The 22,155-nt window shown below is 56.4% G+C and carries 16 protein-coding genes and 1 tRNA gene; 16 read left to right on the forward strand and 1 reads right to left on the reverse strand.

Annotation, left to right across the window (positions count from 1 at the left end; all coding sequences use genetic code 11):
* Positions 1-20: 20 nt before the first annotated feature.
* Complete coding sequence (locus tag FXO11_RS06680; RefSeq protein WP_148862267.1) at positions 21-767, reverse strand: ParA family protein; 747 nt, start codon at positions 765-767, stop codon at positions 21-23.
* 197 nt (positions 768-964) lie between these two features.
* Between FXO11_RS06680 and thrS the strand changes: the two genes are divergently transcribed.
* The 16 genes from thrS to FXO11_RS06760 all read left to right on the forward strand — a co-directional run bounded on the left by thrS (position 965) and on the right by FXO11_RS06760 (position 22,147).
* Positions 965-2,890, forward strand: a complete 1,926-nt coding sequence (gene thrS, locus FXO11_RS06685; RefSeq protein WP_148862268.1) for a threonine--tRNA ligase — start codon at positions 965-967, stop codon at positions 2,888-2,890.
* Entirely contained in the window at positions 2,887-3,429 is a 543-nt protein-coding gene (gene infC, locus FXO11_RS06690) for a translation initiation factor IF-3 (protein WP_148862269.1), read from the forward strand. Before thrS ends, infC begins: the two co-directional genes overlap by 4 nt.
* A gap of 93 nt (positions 3,430-3,522) precedes the next feature.
* Complete coding sequence (rpmI, locus tag FXO11_RS06695; RefSeq protein ID WP_148862270.1) at positions 3,523-3,714, forward strand: 50S ribosomal protein L35; 192 nt, start codon at positions 3,523-3,525, stop codon at positions 3,712-3,714.
* A 31-nt stretch (positions 3,715-3,745) separates the two neighbouring features.
* Complete coding sequence (gene rplT, locus FXO11_RS06700; protein ID WP_148862271.1) at positions 3,746-4,102, forward strand: 50S ribosomal protein L20; 357 nt, start codon at positions 3,746-3,748, stop codon at positions 4,100-4,102.
* 199 nt (positions 4,103-4,301) lie between these two features.
* Positions 4,302-5,300 carry a phenylalanine--tRNA ligase subunit alpha gene (pheS, locus tag FXO11_RS06705; protein WP_148862272.1) on the forward strand — a complete coding sequence of 333 codons (999 nt, stop codon included), beginning with the start codon at positions 4,302-4,304 and terminating at the stop codon, positions 5,298-5,300.
* A 55-nt stretch (positions 5,301-5,355) separates the two neighbouring features.
* A complete protein-coding gene (gene pheT / locus FXO11_RS06710) occupies positions 5,356-7,728 on the forward strand; it encodes a phenylalanine--tRNA ligase subunit beta (protein WP_148862273.1) in 2,373 nt (790 codons plus the stop codon).
* 4 nt (positions 7,729-7,732) lie between these two features.
* The gene (ihfA, locus tag FXO11_RS06715; protein WP_111497793.1) at positions 7,733-8,035 is read left to right on the forward strand and encodes an integration host factor subunit alpha; all 303 of its coding nucleotides are present in this window, start codon (positions 7,733-7,735) and stop codon (positions 8,033-8,035) included.
* The gene (locus FXO11_RS06720) at positions 8,016-8,378 is read left to right on the forward strand and encodes a MerR family transcriptional regulator (RefSeq protein WP_123634238.1); all 363 of its coding nucleotides are present in this window, start codon (positions 8,016-8,018) and stop codon (positions 8,376-8,378) included. The genes ihfA and FXO11_RS06720 overlap by 20 nt, the downstream gene beginning before the upstream one ends.
* 142 nt (positions 8,379-8,520) lie before the next feature.
* Positions 8,521-8,597: transfer RNA gene (locus FXO11_RS06725), tRNA-Pro, on the forward strand.
* 502 nt (positions 8,598-9,099) lie between these two features.
* Entirely contained in the window at positions 9,100-14,022 is a 4,923-nt protein-coding gene (locus FXO11_RS06730) for a HAMP domain-containing protein (RefSeq protein WP_148862274.1), read from the forward strand.
* A 94-nt stretch (positions 14,023-14,116) separates the two neighbouring features.
* On the forward strand, positions 14,117-16,312 hold the full coding sequence (locus tag FXO11_RS06735) for an EAL domain-containing response regulator (protein WP_148862275.1): 2,196 nt from the start codon (positions 14,117-14,119) through the stop codon (positions 16,310-16,312).
* A gap of 248 nt (positions 16,313-16,560) precedes the next feature.
* Entirely contained in the window at positions 16,561-17,277 is a 717-nt protein-coding gene (locus FXO11_RS06740; RefSeq protein WP_148862276.1) for a response regulator, read from the forward strand.
* Entirely contained in the window at positions 17,264-18,727 is a 1,464-nt protein-coding gene (locus FXO11_RS06745; RefSeq protein WP_168203132.1) for an ATP-binding protein, read from the forward strand. Before FXO11_RS06740 ends, FXO11_RS06745 begins: the two co-directional genes overlap by 14 nt.
* 251 nt (positions 18,728-18,978) lie before the next feature.
* Positions 18,979-20,229: an ABC transporter substrate-binding protein gene (locus tag FXO11_RS06750; RefSeq protein ID WP_148862277.1), complete on the forward strand. Its 1,251-nt coding sequence runs from the start codon at positions 18,979-18,981 to the stop codon at positions 20,227-20,229.
* 126 nt (positions 20,230-20,355) lie between these two features.
* Positions 20,356-21,285, forward strand: coding sequence for a carbohydrate ABC transporter permease (locus FXO11_RS06755; RefSeq protein WP_148862278.1), 930 nt, complete (start codon positions 20,356-20,358; stop codon positions 21,283-21,285).
* Positions 21,278-22,147, forward strand: coding sequence for a carbohydrate ABC transporter permease (locus FXO11_RS06760; RefSeq protein ID WP_148862279.1), 870 nt, complete (start codon positions 21,278-21,280; stop codon positions 22,145-22,147). Before FXO11_RS06755 ends, FXO11_RS06760 begins: the two co-directional genes overlap by 8 nt.
* The last annotated feature ends 8 nt before the right edge of the window (positions 22,148-22,155 follow it).

The following is a 22,155-nucleotide window of genomic DNA, read 5'->3' on the forward strand; positions in this document are numbered from 1 at the left end:
GTTTTGGGGTCTGCGTAGGGTTAGACGCGCGTGATCTTGCGTACTTCGCTCCACAACAGACGATAGGCCAAGGCTGCCGGGGAGCGGGCGCGAATCCGGTCGACCGGGCAACGTCTTTCGCCCATCTTTTCCACGTCGCTGGCGTAGGGAATAAACGCTCGCATGCGGCCCTTGAGCGGAACTTTGCCGGAATTAAGCATCTCCTGATGGACTTTCTTTCGACGGTCGACCATGGAGAAGAAAGGATGCAGCTTCTTACTGCCCAGCTTTTTCTCGGTGGCGAATTCATTGAGTTGTTCCCAACTGTTCAGCGATAACCAGCTGGGAATGATCGGAACGAAGACCTGATCCGCCGTCTCAAGAATCTGCTCGGCCAGCTTGGACAGAGAGGGCGGGCAATCGAGCACAATCAAGCCGTAGTCTTCCGACAGGGGTTTGAGCCAGTCCTTCAGGGCGTGTTTGTCGCCGTCTTTCTCCAGCCGTAGATCGAGATTGCGGAAGCTGGGGTGGGCGGGTATGAGATCCAGGCCGTTATAGGCCGTCGGCTGGATCATCTGGCCCACGGGCGTTTTGCCTTTGACCAGGCGCGCGGCTTTCTCGCCAACGATGTCCGGCGCCTCGCCCAGATACCAGCTCGCAGCGCCCTGAGCATCCAGGTCCCAAAGCAAGGTCGGGATGCCGCTATCGGCGGCCAGATAGGCAATATTGACGGCTGCGGCCGTCTTGCCGACGCCTCCCTTTAGGTTATGAAAAGCGATGACCCGCAAGGCCTAACTCCCTGTTTTTGTCGTCTATCGATGCAATAGCCTGGAAAGAAAGCCATTGTGCAGGGTTTCGCCAGTTTTTGCATGGCAGATGTCGAAGTGGGCTGTTAGAATCCCGGGCCTGAACAGACCGCGATTGTGACGCGGTCGCCCAAAACCATGTGGTCTCTCGTAAGGATCACCGCTGATAGGAGTCATTTATGCCGGTCGTTACTCTCCCCGACGGAAGTCATCGCAGTTTTTCTCAGCCTGTCTCTATTCACGATGTGGCCGCCGACATCGGTGCCGGCCTGGCCAAGGCGGCGTTAGCTGGACGCATTGACGGCAAGCTGGTCGATACAAGCTACGAAATCGACCATGACGTTGAGTTGGCTATTGTCACCGAGCGTGACGAAGAGGGCGTCGATATCATCCGGCACTCCACCGCCCATTTGCTGGCGATGGCGGTTAAGGATCTGTTTCCCTCCGCTCAGGTTACCATCGGGCCGGTGATCGATAACGGCTTTTATTATGACTTCAAGTTCGATCGCCCCTTTACCAACGAGGATCTGGCGCGCATCGAAAAGCGCATGGAAGAACTCGCCAAGCAGGATTTCAAGGTTTCCCGCTCGGTCCTGTCTCGGGATGAAGCCGTCAAACTGTTCGACGAGATGGGCGAGGAGTATAAGGTTCGCATCATCCGGGACATTCCGGGTGAAGAAGACCTCTCGTTCTACCGCCAGGGCGATTTCATCGACCTGTGCCGGGGGCCTCATGTGCCCAATACCAGTAAGCTCAAGGCGTTCAAGTTGACCAAAGTGGCCGGCGCCTACTGGCGTGGCGACACCAGCAACGAGCAGTTGCAGCGCATCTACGGTACCGCCTGGGGTAACAAGAAAGACCTTAAGGCCTATTTGCACCGCCTGGAAGAAGCTGAAAAGCGGGACCACCGCAAAATTGGCAAGAAGCTCGACCTGTTCCATATGCAGGAAGAAGCGCCGGGCATGGTGTTTTGGCATCCGGATGGCTGGACCGTCTACCAGGAAATCGAGCAGTACATGCGCGATAAGCTGCGTCGCCACGGCTACCAGGAGATCAAGACGCCCCAGGTGGTCTCGCGCACGCTATGGGAGCAGTCCGGTCACTGGGACAAGTTCGGTGACGACATGTTTACCACCGAGTCCGAGAAACACGACTTTGCCATCAAGCCGATGAACTGCCCGTGTCACATCCAGGTGTTCAATCAGGGGCTCAAAAGTTACAAGGAGCTGCCGCTGCGCCTGGCGGAATTCGGCTCGTGTCATCGCAACGAGGCGTCCGGCGCCTTGCACGGGCTGATGCGTGTACGCGGATTTACCCAGGATGACGCCCACATCTTCTGTGAAGAAGAAGATATTCAGGCGGAAGTGTCCAAGTTCATGGATTTGCTGCATGAGGTTTATACCGATTTCGGTTTTACCGAGATTCTGTATAAACTCTCCACTCGCCCGGAAAAGCGTGTCGGTTCCGACGAAATATGGGATAAGGCGGAAGCCGCCCTGGAAGAAGCGCTCAACCGGGAAGGTGTCGAGTGGGAACTGTTGCCGGGCGAGGGCGCCTTCTATGGCCCCAAAATCGAGTATTCGCTGAAAGACTGTATCGGCCGGGTCTGGCAATGCGGCACCGTGCAAGTGGACTTCTCCATGCCGGGCCGTTTAGGCGCTCAGTATGTCGCGGACAACTCCGAACGCAGAACGCCGGTTATGCTGCATCGCGCAGTACTGGGATCGTTCGAGCGCTTTATCGGCATTCTGATCGAAGAATACGAAGGTGCATTCCCAGCCTGGCTGGCTCCCACTCAGGTTGCGGTCATGAATATCACCGACAACCAGCGCGAATATAGTGAAAAAATCGCCAATGCCCTTGAAAATTCCGGCTATCGGGCGCATGCCGACTTGAGAAACGAGAAGATCGGCTTTAAAATTCGCGAGCACACGCTTAATAAAGTACCTTACCTTGCCGTAGTCGGTGATAAAGAGGTCGAATCCGGCGCGGTTGCCGTACGCAATCGTAAAGGTGATGATCTGGGTACCATGTCGCTGGACGACTTCAAAGCCCTATTGGCAGAAGATGTGTCCCGCAAAGGTAGAAACCAAACGGAGAACTGATTATTAAACAGCGAGCGAATCGGGGACGGGCTCCAAAAGCGCCCATTAACGAGAATATAGAAGCCACAGAAGTACGTCTGATTGCAGCAGACGGTGAGCAGGTGGGTGTCGTATCCATCGAAGATGCTTTGAAAGCTGCTGAAGAAGCTTCTTTGGATCTGGTTCAGGTGACGAATTCCGATCCGGTCGTCTGTAAGATAATGGACTACGGCAAGAAGATCTTCGAAGAGAAGAAGGCCAAAGCTGCTGCTAAGAAGAAGCAGAAGCAGGTCCAGGTAAAAGAAGTGAAGTTCCGGCCTGGCACGGAAGAAGGGGATTATCAGGTCAAGCTACGCAACCTGGTACGTTTCCTTGAGAACGGGGACCGGGGCAAGATTACGATCCGTTTCCGCGGTCGTGAGATGGCGCACCAAGAAATTGGTATGAAACTCATGAACCGTGTTGAAGAGGATATCACTGAACTTGCCCAGGTAGAGCAACGGCCGAAAATGGAAGGCCGGCAAATGACGATGGTTGTTGCCCCCCGCAAGAAAAAATGATCCCAGCGAATTTGCCTGTCCCCCGTCACAGTGCGGGGGATTTGTCGTTCAGGGATCATTATTCATTTAAAATGAAAATGCGGAGTTTTAGAAATGCCTAAGATGAAAACCAAGAGCGGAGCCACCAAGCGGTTCAAACGTACCGCTAAAGGCTTCAAGCATAAGCAGTCCTTCACGAGTCACATCCTGACGAAGAAGAGCCCGAAGCGTAAGCGTCAGCTGCGCGGCACCAAGTTGGTCGCCAAGTCTGACGTCGCATCCATCAAGCGCATGATCGCGCTTTAATTTCAGGTTCTTAGAAGAGAAGGATTGAGTTATGGCTCGTGTAAAGCGTGGTGTCGTCGCGCGTCGTCGTCACAAGAAAATCATGAAGCAGGCCAAGGGCTACTACGGTGCCCGGAGCCGCGTCTATCGTGTTGCCAAGCAGGCGGTTATCAAGGCCGGTCAGTATGCGTACCGTGACCGTCGTAACCGCAAGCGCCAGTTCCGTGCACTGTGGATCGCGCGTATTAACGCCGGTGCCCGTGCCAACGGTCTGACTTACAGCCGTCTGATCGCAGGTCTGAAAAAGGCCAATGTCGAGATTGATCGCAAGGTTCTTGCTGACCTGGCGATGAATGAGCAGCAAGCGTTCAGTGCTGTCGTTGAAAAAGCCAAAACTGCGTTGGCGTAAGCTCTTTCATCGATTGCAGATCGGATTGGATGCCTCAGGGCATTCCGAAGTGAGGGGAAGGGCACATGCTCTTCCCCTTTTTTATTCAGGGGTCTGTAGAATGAGCCTCGCGGAGAGCTGCTGATAAAAGATCGGACGATGCGCCGGTCCTTTCTCAGGAGTTCCCTGAAAGATAAATGACATGTTTGGAGCAGGGTCAATGGACAACCTGGAACAACTCGTACAGGACGGCCTGAAATCGGTTGAGCAGGCGGATAACCTGCAATTGCTGGATCAGGTTCGCGTTGATTATCTGGGTAAGAAAGGTGCGCTCACCCAGCAGTTGAAGTCACTGGGGCAGCTTTCGCCGGAAGAGCGTCCGGCTGCCGGCCAGCTTATCAACCAGGCCAAAGCGCAGGTCCAAGACGCCATTAACGCACGTCGCGCGGAACTCGAGACCGCAGCACTGGACGCCAAGCTGGCTGCCGAGTCTATCGACGTAACGCTGCCGGGCCGGGGTCAGGCTCAAGGGGGGCTTCATCCGGTAACCCGTACCCTCCAGCGTATCGAGAATTTCTTTTCCCGGGCCGGCTATACCGTCGAAGAGGGGCCGGAAATCGAAGACGACTACCACAATTTCGAGGCGCTCAATATTCCGGGTCACCACCCGGCCCGCGCCATGCACGATACCTTCTATTTCAATCCGGGCACGCTGCTGCGAACCCATACCTCGCCGGTGCAAATCCGGACCATGGAGCACGGCAAGCCCCCGTTTCGTATGATTTGCCCGGGGCGGGTCTATCGCTGCGACTCGGATATGACGCATACCCCGATGTTTCACCAAGTCGAGGGGCTATTAGTCGAAAAGAACGTCAGCTTTGCGGATCTGAAGAGCACGGTGGAGGAATTCCTGCGGGTGTTTTTCGAAAAGGATCTAGCGGTGCGTTTCCGGCCGTCCTACTTCCCGTTTACCGAGCCGTCGGCAGAGGTGGATATCGAGTGGGGGCGCAACGAGGATGGTTCCATTAAGTGGCTGGAGGTCATGGGCTGCGGCATGGTGCACCCCAAAGTCTTTGAATACTGTGATATCGATCCTGAAACCTATCGCGGATTTGCCTTCGGTATGGGCGTCGAACGTCTCGCCATGCTGCGCTACGGCGTCAACGATCTGCGCATGTTTTTCGAGAACGACTTGCGTTTCCTACGGCAGTTTCGCTAAACGCGATTGTTTTCAAGGGTTTCAGGATTAACGGCATCAGGACAAGGCAGATAGCATGAAATTCAGCGAACAATGGCTCCGCGAGTGGGTCAATCCGAAAATCGATACCCAGGCCCTCGTCGACCAGATCACCATGGCCGGTTTGGAAGTGGATGATTTCGAGGCCGTCGCCGGAGCTTTCAGTGACGTTATCGTAGGCGAAGTTGTTTCCGTGGAGCCTCATCCGGACGCCGATAAACTGCGTGTCTGCCAGGTCGCTGGCGGTAGCGAAACCGTCCAGGTGGTTTGCGGCGCACCTAATGTGCGTCCGGGGCTGAAGGTGCCGTTCGCGGTGGTCGGCGCGGTGTTGCCTGGAGACTTCAAGATCAAGAAGGCCAAGCTCCGTGGCCAGCCTTCCAACGGCATGCTCTGTTCCGAATCCGAGCTGGAGCTGTCCGAAAGCCACGAGGGGCTTATGGAGCTGCCGGAAGACGCTCCGGTAGGCCAAGACCTGCGTGACTATCTTGGGCTCAACGACGTGACTATCGATGTGGATCTCACGCCCAATCGTAGTGACTGCCTGTCCATACGCGGCCTTGCGCGCGAAGTGGGTGTGCTGAACCGAATGGTGGTCGAAGGGCCGGAAATTCCGCCTGTCGAGCCCGTCCATTCCGAGTTGGTAGACATTAGAATTGATGCGCCGGAAGGCTGTCCGCGGTACCTGGGCCGTATTGTCCGCAATGTGGATCTGAGTGCCGAAACGCCATTATGGATGCGTGAGCGTCTGCGTCGCTCCGGTATTCGCAGTATCGACGCGGCAGTGGATGTCACCAACTACGTCATGCTGGAGCTGGGGCAGCCTTTGCATGCTTTCGACCGCTCCGAGATCAGCGGCGGCGTCGTTGTGCGCTGGGCGAAGGCGGGCGAGAAGCTAGTGCTGTTGGACGGCCAGGAAGTGGGGCTCACCGAGGAAACCCTGGTGATTGCCGACCACGACAAGCCCATTGCGATTGCAGGCGTCATGGGGGGCGAACATTCCGGCGTAGCCGAAGCAACCCGTGATCTGGTGTTGGAAGCGGCTTTCTTCGACCCTATTTCGATCGCCGGCAAAGCGCGTCACTATGGCTTGCACACGGATGCATCCCACCGCTTCGAGCGCGGTGTTGACCCCCTGCTGACGCGCGATGCAATGGAGCGCGCTACCGCGCTGCTGCTGGATATCGTCGGCGGCGAAGCGGGTGAGATCGTGGAAGTTCACAGCGCGGCGCGCTTGCCGGAGGAGCGGGTCATCGAACTGCGCGAACAGCGCGTAGCCGATGTGCTTGGGCTGACAATCAACCGCACGGAAGTTGAGGAGATCCTTACCCGGCTGGGCCTGCATATCGACAAGTTGACGCGAGATGGCTGGAAAATCCATGTGCCGAGTTACCGGCCCGACATCACCATCGAAGTGGATCTGATCGAAGAAATTGGCCGCATCTATGGCTACAACAATTTGCCGGTAACCGAGCCGGTAGGCAGCCTCGGTCTACGGGAAGAGAAGGAGGCCGTCAGGCCGCTATCCAGCGTTCAGGCGCTGCTGGTTTCTCGCGGATACCAGGAAGCGGTCACTTACAGCTTCGTGGACGACAAGATTCAGTCGCTGATCGATATCCATAATGAGGGTATTGAACTGGCCAACCCCATTTCCAGCGATATGGCCGTCATGCGCACCTCGCTTTGGCCGGGCTTGCTGAAAACCGTCGCGTATAACCAGAATCGGCAACAGTCCCGGATTCGCTTCTTCGAAACCGGTTTGCGGTTTATCCGTTCTGGCGACGAAATCGATCAGGTGCCGATGCTCTCCGGCGTGGTGAGCGGCCCGCAAAATCCAGAAAGCTGGGTCAATGGGCGCCGCGCCGTCGATTTCTACGATGTGAAGGGCGATCTGGAAGCACTGTTCGACCTGTTAGGAATCGATGTGGAATTTCAGGCTGCCGAACATGCCGCGCTGCATCCCGGACAGGCTGCAGAGCTGCGTCTGGCGGGGCTTCGCGTGGGTTGGGTTGGGGCCTTGCACCCCCAGGTGCAGAAAAAACTCGACCTGGATGGCACGATCTATGTGTTTGAGCTATTCTTGAATTCGATCCTTTCCGGATATGTGCCTAATTTCAAAGAATTTTCAAAATTCCCTGAAGTTCGCCGAGATTTGGCTATCATTATCAGGAACGAGGTGACCTACGCAGAAGTACAGCGCATTGCGCGTCAGCAGGCCGGAGAGCACCTTACCGGCGTGCGCGTGTTCGATGTGTTTGAGGGCGAAGCCATTGGCGAGGGCCGCAAAAGCCTTGCACTGAGTCTCTTCTGGCAGCATCCTGAACGGACGCTGAATGACGATGAAATTCAGTCGTGGTTTAATGCGGTTATAGATGCTCTGAAGGCTGAGCTTGGTGCAACACTGAGGAGTTAACGAAATGTCGGCTTTGACGAAAGCGGAGATGGCAGAGCGCCTCTATGAAGAGCTGGGGCTCAACAAACGCGAAGCCAAGGAAATGGTGGAAGCCTTTTTCGGAGAGATCAGAGATGCACTGAGCCATAACGAACAGGTCAAGCTGTCGGGGTTCGGTAATTTTGATCTGCGGGACAAGAAGGAGCGGCCCGGCAGGAATCCGAAAACCGGCGAAGAAATTCCAATCAGCGCACGTCGAGTCGTTACTTTCCGACCTGGACAAAAACTAAAACAGAAAGTAGAAGCGTATGCTGGAACCCAGTCATAACAACGAACTGCCTCCAATTCCGGGCAAACGCTACTTCACTATCGGTGAAGTAGCTGACCTCTGTAGCGTGAAAGCCCATGTGCTGCGCTACTGGGAACAGGAATTCCCACAACTGTCGCCGGTCAAGCGTAGGGGTAATCGCCGTTACTACCAGCGCGCCGACGTGCTGACCATTCGCCAGATTCGCAGCTTGCTCTACGATCAGGGCTACACCATCGGTGGCGCCAAGCAGAAGCTGAGCAGTCATGAGATCAAGGACGATACGTCGCAGTACAAGCAACTGATTCGTCAAATGATCGCCGAACTGGAAGAAGTTCTGGACGTCTTGAACAGCCCGACCTGAAACCATCGCCGCTCGGGCTCAACGTGTCATTTTTATCTCGATTTCCTGTTTATTTTTGGTGGGAGCTAGTGTAGACTTCGCTCCCGCTAAGCCATTGAAGTTCCTCTTTAAAGGAGCAATCCACTCAGTGGCTGGCGTGTGTCGGGGCGTAGCGCAGCTTGGTAGCGCATCTGCATGGGGTGCAGAGGGTCGCAGGTTCAAATCCTGCCGTCCCGACCAATTATTTAATCACGGACGAACTTTTCTTTAGTCTCTGTTTTCTTTTCAGTCGTGTGCCTAGTAATGCACTGCTGCTTTCCCGTCGTTCATCGGTTTTTTCCAGCCTCCCAGTGTCCCTTAAAACGATATGCTGCTGTTATTAATCTCGCCCCTGTAATCGGTGAGTGCTCGCCGGACATTTGCCGCTACTCTTTGCCTATAAACCCGATCGCTTTCACGGGCTGGAATAGGCGCAGTGCAAACTATAGGGCTTATCTAGCTAGCAAAAATTTAAGCGATGCCGGGTAGAAAAAACACGGCCTGACAGGGAGGTGGGCTCGCTCAAGCCGCCGCTTCATTCCAAGCGGTCTCGGTGAGTCTAGCGTTACGCTATTTGATAGACGTCAAAACAAAAATGGTTGAGTAACGTCTACCGGGCAGGTATTTTTTAATAGATGAGCTAGAAGTCCATCCATTTAAAAGGGTCCGTGAACCCTTTTTTTCGTTTGTGCAGGAAGTAAAAATGACAAGCGCCCACCTTCATGAATCCGATTTTGACCCCGCCGTTCTCCTGCAAGTCCTAACCGCCGTCAAGAAAGGTGATTTTTCGACCAGAATGCCGCTGGATTGGACCGGCGTCAATGGCAAGATCGCCGACACGCTCAACGATATCATCGATATCAACGACAAGATTTCAACCGAGCTAGATCGGGTCAGCAACGCTGCGGGTAAGGAAGGCAAGCTGGCGCAGAGAGTCTCCTTCGGCGCTGTCGACGGCGCCTGGGCCGTTCAGGGTGACTCCATCAATACCCTGATTTCCGACCTGGCGATGCCGACCAACGAGATGGCGCGGGTTATCGGCGCCGTCGCCAAGGGCGATCTTACCCAGCGGGTCAGTCTGGACGCGGACGGCAAGCCGATGCGTGGGGAGTTCATGCGTACGGCCAAGATCGTTAATACGATGGTGGCGCAGTTGGAGTCATTTTCGTCCGAGGTCACCCGTGTCGCGCGTGAAGTAGGGACCGAGGGCAAACTGGGTGGTCAGGCACAGGTTAAGGGGGTGCTGGGTACCTGGAAAGACCTCACTGACAACGTAAACGCAATGGCGGGCAACCTGACGGTTCAGCTGCGTGACGTCTCCAAGGTGGCTACCGCCATTGCTCAGGGCGATCTGACGCAGAAAATCACGGTGGACGTGAAAGGTGAAATCCTGCAGATCAAAGACGTCATCAATACGATGGTGGACCAGCTGGGTTCCTTTGCCTCGGAGGTAACCCGGGTTGCGCGGGAGGTGGGTTCCGAGGGCAAGCTGGGTGGCCAGGCCCAAGTGCAGGGGGTCGCCGGAACCTGGAAGGACCTCACCGACAACGTCAACTCCATGGCCGGCAACCTGACCGTTCAGTTGCGCGACGTTTCCAAGGTCGCCACAGCGATCGCCCAGGGCGACCTGGGACAGAAGATCACCGTTGACGTAAAGGGTGAGATTCTCCAGATCAAGAACGTGATTAACACGATGGTGGACCAGCTTGGCTCCTTCGCCTCGGAGGTAACCCGGGTGGCCCGGGAAGTGGGCACCGATGGCAAACTGGGTGGCCAGGCCCGGGTAGAAGGTGTAGCCGGCACCTGGAAAGACCTGACCGATAACGTCAACTCGATGGCCGGCAACCTGACCTCGCAGGTGCGAAACATTGCTGAAGTCACGACCGCGGTGGCCAACGGCAATCTTTCCAAGAAGATCACGGTAAACGTCAAAGGCGAGATCATGGAGCTGAAGAACACCATCAACACGATGGTGGATCAGCTCGGTTCGTTCGCATCCGAAGTAACGCGGGTGGCGCGGGAAGTGGGCACGGACGGTAAGCTCGGCGGGCAAGCCCAGGTGCAAGGCGTGGCCGGCACCTGGAAAGACCTGACCGATAACGTCAACTCCATGGCCGGCAACTTGACCTCCCAGGTGCGTAATATCGCCGAGGTGACGACCGCGGTGGCTAACGGCAATCTCTCCAAGAAGATCACGGTAAACGTCAAAGGCGAGATCATGGAGCTGAAGAACACCATCAACACGATGGTGGATCAGCTTGGTTCGTTCGCGTCGGAAGTAACCCGGGTGGCACGGGAGGTGGGCACGGACGGTAAACTCGGTGGTCAGGCTGAGGTAGAAGGCGTCTCGGGCACCTGGAAGGACCTGACGGACAATGTAAATCTGATGGCCTCGAACCTCACCGGCCAGGTGCGTGGTATCGCGCGCGTTGTTACCGCGGTGGCCGAGGGCGACCTGAACAAGAAGCTAACGGTAGATGCCAAAGGGGAGATCGCTTCCCTCGCCGATACCATCAATAACATGATCGACACGCTCGCTATCTTTGCCGACCAGGTAACCAGCGTGGCGCGGGAAGTGGGGGTCGAAGGCAAGCTGGGCGGTCAGGCCCGGGTCCCGGGGGCATCGGGAACCTGGAAGGACCTCACCGATAACGTAAACCAGCTTGCCGCCAATCTGACAGCCCAGGTGCGCGCGATTGCGGAGGTAGCGACAGCGGTAACGAAAGGTGACCTGACACGTTCGATCGGGGTTGCGGCGGAAGGCGAGGTTGCTGTCCTCAAGGACACGATCAACGAGATGATTCGCAACCTCAAGGACACCACGGACAAGAACACCGAACAGGATTGGCTGAAAACGAACCTGACCCGTTTCACCCGTATCCTCCAGGGCCAGCGTGAAATGCTGACCGTCTGTAAGCTGATTTTGTCAGAGCTGGCGCCATTGGTGAATGCCCAGCACGGGGTGTTTTACGGCATCGAAGGCGAACACCGCGATGCGCGCTTGGCGCTCAAAGCCAGTTATGCCTACCGGGCACGGGAAAGCCTGCCCCGGACCTTCGCCTTGGGCGAGGGACTGGTTGGGGAGTGTGCCCTGGAGAAAGAGCGCATCCTGTTGACGAATGTGCCTTCCGACTACATCAAGATCAACTCGGGCGTCGGTGAAGCGTCGCCCCTGAACATCGTCGTTCTGCCGGTCATGTTCGAAGGGCAGACCAAGGCGGTCATCGAACTGGCGTCTTTCGAGCGCTTCAGCCCCACCCACTTGTCGTTCCTTGAGCAGCTGACAGAAAGTATTGGTATCGTTCTCAATACGATAGAGGCGAATTCTCGTACCGAGGGTTTGTTATCCCAGTCTCAGAAAATGGCAGAAGAGCTGCGCGACCAGCAGGAAGAGCTGCAGCAAACCAACGAGGAACTGGAAGAGAAAGCCCAACTGCTGTCGGCCCAGAATATCGAGGTGGAGCGCAAGAACCGGGAGGTGGAGATCGCCAAGCAATCGCTTGAGGAAAAAGCCGCCCAGTTGTCGCTCACCTCAAAGTATAAATCGGAATTCCTCGCCAACATGTCTCATGAGCTGCGTACACCGCTCAACAGTTTGCTCCTGTTGGCGCAGCAGCTCCGTGACAACCCGGACCAGAACCTGAGCGGCAAGCAGGTTGAGTACGCCAAAACGATCTTCGCCTCCGGCCACGATCTGCTAAACCTGATCAACGATATCCTGGACTTGTCCAAGATTGAGTCGGGTACGGTCACAGCGGATATCGGCGAGGTGGCCTTCAGCGATCTCGACCGCTTCGTTCAGCAGACCTTCCAGCATATGGCGGAAGATAAAAAGCTGGACTTCGCCGTCGAACTTGGTGGCGAACTGCCCTCAACCATCCTCACCGACGAACGTCGCCTTAAGCAAATCGCCAAGAATCTCTTGTCCAACGCCTTCAAATTCACCGCCCACGGCTATGTGAAGCTCAGAGTCGAGTTGGTGACCGGCGGCTGGGGCGAGCACACCGGGCTTAGCCGGGCTGACCACGTGGTTGCTTTCTCCGTCAGCGATTCGGGCATTGGCATCTCAGCCGACAAACAGCGCGTTATTTTTGAGGCCTTCCAGCAAGCCGACGGGACAACCAGCCGTAAGTATGGCGGTACGGGCCTCGGTCTTGCCATAAGCCGGGAGCTGGCTCGCCTGCTGGGCGGACAAATCACGCTCAAGAGTCTCCCGGGCAAAGGCAGCCGCTTCACGCTGTATTTACCCCTACAGTACCGGGCTGCCAGTTCGGCCAACCTGCCGGCAAGGGTCGATGAGCTACCCTCTCCCGAGCATACTCGCGAACTCGCTGAGTTAACGTCTGGGACGGAAGGGGCTGCCACGCCGGGCATGGGAGACGATAGTCTGCGCCCCTCGGCCGTGCCAAAAAGCATCGACGACGACCGTCTCGACCTGCAGGCAGAAGAGCGGGTCATGCTAATCGGCGAAGATGACCCTAATCTCGCTAAAACCCTGCTTGGATTAGCTCATGAACGCGGTCTCAAGGGCATCGTGGCGAATCAGGCGCAAACAGCGCTATCGATGGCACGCCAGTATGCGCCCGATTTAATCGTACTGAATCTGAGCCTGCCGGGAATGAGTGGCTGGGGCATTCTGGATCACCTGAAACATGACCCGGAAACGCGGCATATACCGGTCTTTCTCGTCGCTCGGGAGAACGATGTACATGCGGGCCTCAGACTGGGTGCGTTGGGCTCGATGTCCAGCCCGGTGAAGCAAGAGGCTCTGGATCTGGCCATCGAGCGATCACACCAGTACGCGGTCGGGAATCGCAGGGACCTGCTACTGGTAGAAACCAAGCGTACCAAGAAACAGGATCTTGCGGATCTCCTCCGGAGTTCTGGCGTCACCATCACGACCACTGACCGGGCCGGAGCCCTGGAGAGTCTCGGAAACGGGCATTTTGACTGTCTCGTTATCGATCTTAGCGCGGACGTGAAAGCGGGGCTCGAGTTGCTGGAAACGCTTGGGAGGAATGAAGAGCTAAGTGCTTTACCTATCGTCGCCTATCGAGGCGAGCCAGAAGCACTAGACGATGCAGGCCGCAGACAGTTGGAGGCCCTTAGTCAGACGCTGGTCTTGGCCGAGGTCGATTCTCGGGCATGGCTGCTTGATCAGGTCACGTTATTTTTGCACCTGCGTGAAATGGATCTCATGGATTTCCAGCAGGAAGCCCTCGAGCACATCCGTAGGGTAGATCCTCGGCTGGCGGGCAGGAAAGTGCTCATCGTTGACGATGATATTCGCAATATTTTCTCGCTTACCGCCTTCCTGGAGCAGCATCAGATGGAGGTGCTCTCAGCTGAAAACGGTAAGAGCGCGATTGCTCAGCTCGAGAATCGACCGGACATCGAAATAGTCCTGATGGATATCATGATGCCGGAAATGGACGGATACGAAACAACCCGCGCGGTTCGAAGTATGCCGGACCTCAAAACCCTGCCGGTGATAGCGTTGACGGCCAAAGCGATGCCCGGCGACCGCGAAAAGTGTATTGAGGTAGGTGCCTCCGACTATATTCCCAAACCGGTCAATACCGCACAGTTACTCGCCCTGTTGCGTGTCTGGCTGGCGCCTCGGTAAACCGTACTGGCGCACCGGATAGAGTGTTAAAGCGGACGTATGGATGGCTAACGAGTTGCAGGATGGGTGACTGGACGTGAAAGGAACAAGGCGCGTGGAAACCGAACAAAGAGCGAATATCCTGGTGGTCGACGATAATGCGGCGAAGCGCCAGGCTTTATCGGCTGTGTTGGAGGAGCTCGGGCAGAATGTCGTTTTGGCGGACTCCGGTCATGACGCACTCAGATCTTTGCTCGCCCGGGATTATGCCGTCATTTTGATGGACGTCCAGATGCCGGGCATGGACGGCTTCGAGGCGGCCTCTCTTATCCGCAGCCGCGGGCGCTCGGCGCTCACGCCGATCATTTTCGTCACCTCGTACTCCGATGCTGAAACGGATATGCTCGGCGGTTATTCTCTCGGGGCAGTGGATTTTATTTTTGCACCGGTCATTCCAGAGATTCTCCGAGCCAAAGTTTCCGTTTTCGTCGAATTGTTCCACACCACCCAACAGCTCAAACGGCACGAGGACCATTTGGAGAGTCTGGTGCGCCAGCGGACTTCGGCGCTAACGGCAGAAATTGCCGAGCGCGAGCGCGCCGAGCTGATCATTCGTAAGCTGTCCAGTGCGGTTGAGAAAGTGGCTGACTCGATTTTTATCACCGACACCGAAGGCGTTATCGAGTACGTCAACCCAGCGTTTGAGGCAACGACCGGCTATGGCGATGCCGAGGCCATCGGGAAGACACCCCAGTTGATTAGGTCCGGCGAACACGAGCCGGCCTTTTACGCCAACATATGGGAAACCCTGGGCCGCGGGGAAATTTACCGGGAAGTCGTCATCAACCGGAAAAAAGACGGCCAGCTGTACCACGAAGCGGTGACGATTACGCCGCTGGCGGACGATAAAGGGCGCTGCACTCACTATATCTTTTCCGGCAAGGATATGACCGAGCGCATGCAGACCCAGGAGCGGCTGCACCATCTGGCGCACCACGACATTCTCACTGACCTGCCGAATCGGATGTTGTTTGTCGATCATCTCAAACAGGCGTTAAGCCGGGCAAAATGGCGTGATCGATCCGTCGCGGTGATATTTGTGGATCTGGACCGGTTCAAAATTGTCAATGACACTCTGGGCCACGAAGCCGGAGATCAGCTGCTTCAGGCGATTTCCGAACGGATGCAGTCCTGTATGCGCGAGGGTGACATTGCGGCGCGATTCGGAGGCGATGAGTTTGCGGTGTTTCTCAACGATATTGCCTCTCAAGACGACGTTGCGCCGCTTGCCCAGAACCTCCTCGAAGCCATGTCGCCGCCTTTCATGATCGCCGGACAAGAGCTGTTTATAACCTGTAGCCTAGGCATCAGCCTCTACCCCGACGACGGCCACGACACTCAAGCCTTGATGCAGAACGCTGATACTGCCATGTATTGGTCCAAGCAGCAGGGCGGCAACTCCTACCATTTTTACCAGGTGGCCATGAATGCCCACGCCATGGAAAGGCTGCAGCTGGAAACGGATCTTCGCCACGCTCTGGAGCGCGAGGAGTTCGCGCTCGACTACCAGCCACAGTACGATCTTGAGAGCGGCGCGTTGGTTGGCGTAGAGGCGCTGCTCCGCTGGCATCGGCCAGGTTTCGGGATCGTGTCGCCGGAGAACTTCATACCGCTGCTTGAGGAGAATGGCCTCATCGTACCGGTGGGTGAATGGGTGCTCCAAACGGCCTGCGCACAACACCAGAAGTGGACCGCCGAAGGGTTACCGCCGGTTGCTCTGGCCATTAACGTATCCGGTCGTCAAGTGGATACCAAGGTGATCCTGGAGACCGTGAGCCGTGTTCTTGAGAGCACCGGAATGACCCCGGAGCTCCTGGAACTCGAACTCACCGAAAGCGTGCTTATGGAGAACATCGAGTCTATCGGGGACGTCTTTCGGACGCTCAAGTCTATGGGCCTGAAGTTCGCTATCGATGATTTCGGTACCGGGTTTTCGTCGCTTAGCTACCTAAAAAACTTCCCGGTAGATGCCCTGAAGATCGACAAGGATTTCGTTCAGGACATTACGACAGATGCCGACAGTGCAGCCATTGTAATCGCTATTATTAGCCTGGCTCACGCCCTGGGTATGCGTTCTGTCGCCGAAGGCGTTGAAACCCAGGAGCAAGTGGAGTTCCTATGGGCGCAAGGCTGCAACGTCGCGCAGGGCCGCTACTTCAGCGCGCCTTATTCAGCCGAAGAATTCGAGTCCCAAGTGGCCCGGCAGGGCAGCTTTGGCTTTTCTGAATCCCCACTCTTGGTTCGATCTTGACGGGTTAGAAGTTGAATGGCTTAAAGTGGCCGCTTTTCTATGGATTACAAGGGACGTCGAGACACCGCCTAGTGGAGTCAGCAACGACCGTCAGGCCTTTGTCACGTAGCCTATGAATCACAATGCCATGAAATGTCCACCGATCTGGACAGGCGGCCAAGTAGGGCACATAGTGTTGTCCTTGGTGCCGGCGTACCTCGGCATGCCGGCGCTGCAACAATAACAATGGACACTATCGGCTTTCCGCAATGACAGCAGTAACCCATTCCGTACTTGTCGTGGATGACGATGAAGACATCTGCGAGTTGCTTCAAACCTTCCTGGGACAGGCAGGCTACCACGTTCGTACCGCGCCGGATGGCGACGGCATGCGTGCGGCGATGGATGAATGCCTGCCGGATGTGCTGATCCTGGACATTATGCTACCAGGCGATGACGGCTTTTCTTTGTGTCGCTGGGTGCGCGATCATTTCGCCTTGCCAATCATTATGCTGACCGCAAGTTCCGACGAGGCCGACAAGGTTATCGGGCTTGAGCTCGGTGCCGATGACTATATCGCGAAGCCTTTCAGCGCTCGTGAGTTGCAGGCGCGGATCAAGGCGCTGTTGCGCCGGTCCCAGCTAAGCCAGCAGGGTTTCCGGCGTTACGTACGTTTCGGTCAATGGCGCCTGGATTGCCAGAATCACGAACTCAACGCTCAGGACGGCAATCGCGTCGCGCTTTCCGGCGCCGATTTCGCATTACTCAAGCTGTTTATCGACCATGCCAACACGATCCTGGACCGGGATACTATCGCCGGAGTGACCCGGGGGCGGGAATCGGATCCGATGGATCGCGTCGTCGATGTGGCTGTAAGCCGCTTGCGACAGCGTCTAGGCGATCAAGGGCGCCAACCGAGGCTGATTCGTACGGTGCGTGGGGCCGGGTACATGCTGACGGCAACGATCAGCTATGAAAACGAGTAGATGGCGGCCGCTGGCCAGTCGACTCTATCCGCGCTCCCTGTTGACGCGGATGCTGTTGCTGACCCTGCTCGCAGTGGTTTTGGCGCAGGGGATTTCCAGCGCCTTTTGGTACACCACTTTTCGCGCGCAGGACAATGAGGGATTGCTCAACAGCAGCCGCAATCTTGCTTATTCTGCCGCCGCCACTGTCCGCTTTTTCAAATCACTGCCTTTGGAATACCGGCACATCGTATTGGATCAGCTGCGCAATATGGGCGGCACCCGCTTTTTCGTTTCCCTGAACGAGCATGAGATCGCTCTAAAAGCCCTGCCTGATTCGGATCGTAAGCTAATGGTTGTCGATGCCGTTAGTCAGGTGCTCAGGGAACGTTTGGGTGGCGATTTTCCTATCCGGGTGGAGTTTGTTGCGCCAGAAAACGTGCGGATACTCAACAGTCAAATGAGGCTGGCGGACCTGCCGCCATCTTGGGCCAACTACGCCTTGAACCTGGAGCCGGTCCATCCGCCGGTTTTGGTCACCCAGATCGAGATCGCTGTGGACGAATGGCTGTACCTGGCGACGCCGTTGCCGGCGCCGTATGTCTCGCTGGAAGACAGCGGGCTGCCCAAGCAGCAGATTTTCTTTATCGTCTTGATGAGTGTCTTTCTACTGTCGTTTATTGCGATTCTGGTGCGCTGGCAGACGCGCCCCCTGCGCCGGTTGGCCCGGGCCGCACGGGAAATGCCGTTCGACGACGACCGGCCGCCGTTGGCAGAGCGGGGCAGTAGCGAGCTTAGGGACGTGACGCGCGCGTTCAATACGTTGCGCGAACGTATACAGCGTTACTTGAAGGACCGGGAACAACTATTCACGTCGGTTTCTCACGACCTCAAAACCCCGATTACCCGGTTACGGCTGCGCAGTGAATTGCTGGATGACGACCTGCTGCGAACCAAGTTCGAAAAGGATCTGCAGGAGCTGGATCTGCTGGTTAAGAGCGCTCTGCAGTCGGTGAAGGACAACGATATCTACGAGAATATGGAGTCGGTCGACGTGCATGCATTGATCGATCAGGTCACGGAACCGGCGGCGAAAACGCCGGGGAAAGTGACGCTGGTGGGGCGTGCCCGTCGGCCTTATCGCTGCAAGCCACTGGCCTTGCGGCGCTGCATCGGCAATCTGTTTGATAACGCGCTGAAGTACGGCGAGCGGGTCACCATCCGTATTGAGGATTCCCGCGAGACGCTGGCGTTACATTTTGAAGATGAAGGGCCAGGCCTGGCGCCAAAAGAACTCAAGAAGATTTTCGAACCTTACTACCGTGCGTCGCCGAATACACCGGGCGACGGCCTTGGGTTGGGCATTGCCCGCACCATCGCCCACGCTCACGGCGGCGACGTCGAGGCGTCCAATCGCGAGGAACGCGGGTTGCGTCTATCGCTCATACTGCCTCGAGATCCAGTCCAATAGCACTCGCCATTAGCACTCTCCAGTAGCACTCGCCATTAGCACTAGTCAAATAGCACTACTCCAATGGTACCCTCCAAATATAGTACTTCTAGTACCCTCCAAATATAGTACTTCGAACGCTTTTGTATCCTCCTTGATACATTGACCTTGCACTTTGATACTTCAGTCGAAGCGTGCTTGCCATAGACTCATCTGACGTCGTATTCGACGTAAAAAATGCTCAGTCCCAAAACAACAACAAGGTGCCAATTATGAAATCGATCAGGAATTTCCTGGCCGCTGCCGGCCTAAGCGTTGTACTGACGCCTGCCTATGCCGGTCAGGTTGAAGTATTGCATTGGTGGACCTCCGGTGGCGAAGCGAAGGCCATGGGCGTCCTCAAGGAAATGATGGAAGAGCAGGGCCATACCTGGAAAGATTTCGCAGTGGCCGGTGGTGGCGGCGAGGCGGCAATGACCGTGCTCAAGACCCGCGCCGTATCCGGCAACCCTCCCGCAGCTGCTCAAATTAAGGGCCTGGATATCCAGGAATGGGCCAAGCTCGGTTTCCTGACCAGCCTCGATGATGTCGCAGAGGACGCCAAGTGGGACGAGGCGCTCCCGCCCGTCGTCGCAAAAACCAGCAAGTACGAAGGTGATTACGTCTCCGTGCCGATCAACGTTCACCGGGTAAATTGGCTTTGGGCCAATCCTGACGTCTTCGAGAAGGCGGGCGTCGACGTTCCGCAGACGCTGGACGAATTTTTCACCGCGGCCGATAAGCTGAAGAAGGCCGATGTCATTCCGCTGGCTCATGGTGGCCAAGCCTGGCAGGACGCTACCGTATTTGAAGCCATTGCCCTGGCGGTCTTGGGCCCCAAGGATTTTTCAGCCGCTTTCGTCGACCACGATATGGACGTGCTGTCCGGCTCGAAAATGGTTGAGGCGTTGACCAAGTTTCACCGCATCCGTGATTACATCGACCCCAACTCAGTTGGACGTGACTGGAACGTGGCCACCAAGATGGTCATCAACGGTGACGCCGCGATGCAGATCATGGGTGACTGGGCCAAAGGCGAATTCACCGCTGCCGGTATGGTCGCAGGTGAGGACTATCTTTGTGTCCCCGCACCGGGCACTGAAGGCTCCTTTACTTTCAACATCGATTCACTGGCGATGTTCAAGCTGAACGACGAAGAAGACGAGAAAGCGCAGAAGGATCTTGCCCGCACAATCCTGGAGCCGGAATTCCAGACCGTCTTCAATAAAGCTAAAGGCTCTATTCCCGTTCGTACGGACATGGATATATCCGGCTTCGACAGCTGTGCGCAAGCCGCTATGGAATCCTTCAAAACCACCTCTGATAACGGACAGTTGATCCCGAGTCTCGCCCATGGCATGGCAACGACCAGTGCGGTTCAAGGCCAGGTCTTCGATGTCATCACAAATTTCTTCAACACCCCGGATGCCGATCCCAAAACTACGGCTGAGCGCTTCGCCTCCGCGGTACAGTCGGCTCTGTAATCCAGTCTGTCTTCCCGGTTCGAACCACGATCTCGCAGTCTGTGGGAGTGCGGACCGGGAACTTTCCAGAAAGGGTGGAGCTAAGGCTCCACCTTCTGACCGATAACGGTTGAGGAGTTTCTAGAGATGGCTCAGCTCGGTGCGGTGTCCCAGTCGACACCCCGGCATTCCCGTGTCCGTCTTACCCAGCGACTGCAACACTGGCTTCCCAAGTTGGCGCTCGCGCCCACCGGAGTCATGGCGCTGGTCGGCATCTACGGATTTATGATTTGGACCGGTATCCTGTCGTTTACCGGATCCACCTTTCTGCCCAGCTACGAGTTCGTCGGCTTCGATCAGTACGCGCGGCTGCTCGGCAACGATCGCTGGCTTACGGCGTGTACCAACCTGGCGATATTCGGTGGTCTGTTTATCACGCTCTGCCTTGTCATAGGTTGCTTTCTCGCCGTTCTACTGGATCAGCGTATCCGCAACGAAGGCGTCATTCGCACGATTTACCTGTATCCGCTGGCCTTGTCGATGATCGTGACAGGGGCCGTCTGGCAGTGGATTCTTAATCCCAGCCTGGGATTGGAAAAGCTTATGCATGATTGGGGCTGGACCAGCTTTCAATTCGATTGGCTGACCGACCCGGAGATGGTGATCTACACCATTGTCATTGCGGCCGTTTGGCAGGCTTCCGGTTTTGTCATGGCGCTGTTCCTGGCCGGGTTGCGAGGGATCGATCCTGCGATTATCAATGCGGCCCGTGTCGACGGCGCCGGTATGCCGCGCATTTACCTGCGCATCGTATTACCGGCCATGCGTCCCGTGTTTTTCAGTTCGGTCATGGTTTTGGCGCACATTGCCATCAAGAGCTTCGATCTGGTCACGGCGATGACCGCGGGCGGCCCGGGTTACGCGTCGGATCTGCCGGCCTTGTTCATGTATTCCTTTACCTTCACGCGCGGCCAGATGGGCCTGGGCGCGGCGAGCTCCATTCTGATGCTGGGCATGTTGCTGGCGATCCTAGTGCCTTACCTGTATTCCGAACTGAGAGGACAGCGCAATGGCTAGCTACGCCCGTAAATCCCTGACGCCAAGTCGCGTTCTGATCTATGCGATCTTGCTGCTGGCCTGCTTGGCCTATCTGATTCCCGTGTTCATCATGTTGATTACCAGCTTCAAGACCACGGGCGATATCCGCACGGGCAACCTCATCAGTATGCCGGAGGCCTGGTCTCTGGACGCCTGGATCAAAGCCTGGTCCAGCGCATGCACCGGCGTGCAGTGCGAGGGCGTCAGCGGTTACTTCTGGAATTCCATCCAAATGGCGGTGCCAGCGGTACTCATTTCCACGGGGCTGGGGGCGATCAACGGTTACGTGTTATCGAAGTGGCGCTTCCGCGGGTCTGACATTTTCTTCAGCCTGCTGCTGTTCGGCTGCTTCCTGCCGTTCCAGGTTATCCTGCTGCCGATGGCGGCCACACTGGGCAAACTGGGTCTGGCCAATACGACGACGGGGCTGGTGCTGGTCCACGTGGTCTACGGCGTCGCCTTTACCACGTTGTTCTTCCGCAACTTTTATGTGGGCGTACCCGACGCGCTGATCAAGGCCGCGCGGCTGGATGGCGCCGGATTCGTCACGATTTTCGTCCGTATCCTGATGCCGATGTCGACGCCGATCTTCATGGTGTGCGTGATCTGGCAGTTCACTCAGATCTGGAACGACTTCCTGTTTGGTGTGGTATACGCCAGCGGCGATAGCCAGCCGATTACGGTTGGGTTGAACAACCTGGTCAACACCAGTACCGGGGTCAAGGAATACAACGTCGATATGGCCGCGGCCATGATTGCGGCGCTTCCAACGCTGGTGGTCTACATCGTGGCGGGCAAGTATTTCATTCGCGGGCTTACGTCCGGCGCTGTAAAAGGTTAGAGGTCCTA

Origin of the sequence: Marinobacter fonticola (genome assembly GCF_008122265.1) — a bacterium.
Lineage (GTDB): Bacteria > Pseudomonadota > Gammaproteobacteria > Pseudomonadales > Oleiphilaceae > Marinobacter_A > Marinobacter_A fonticola.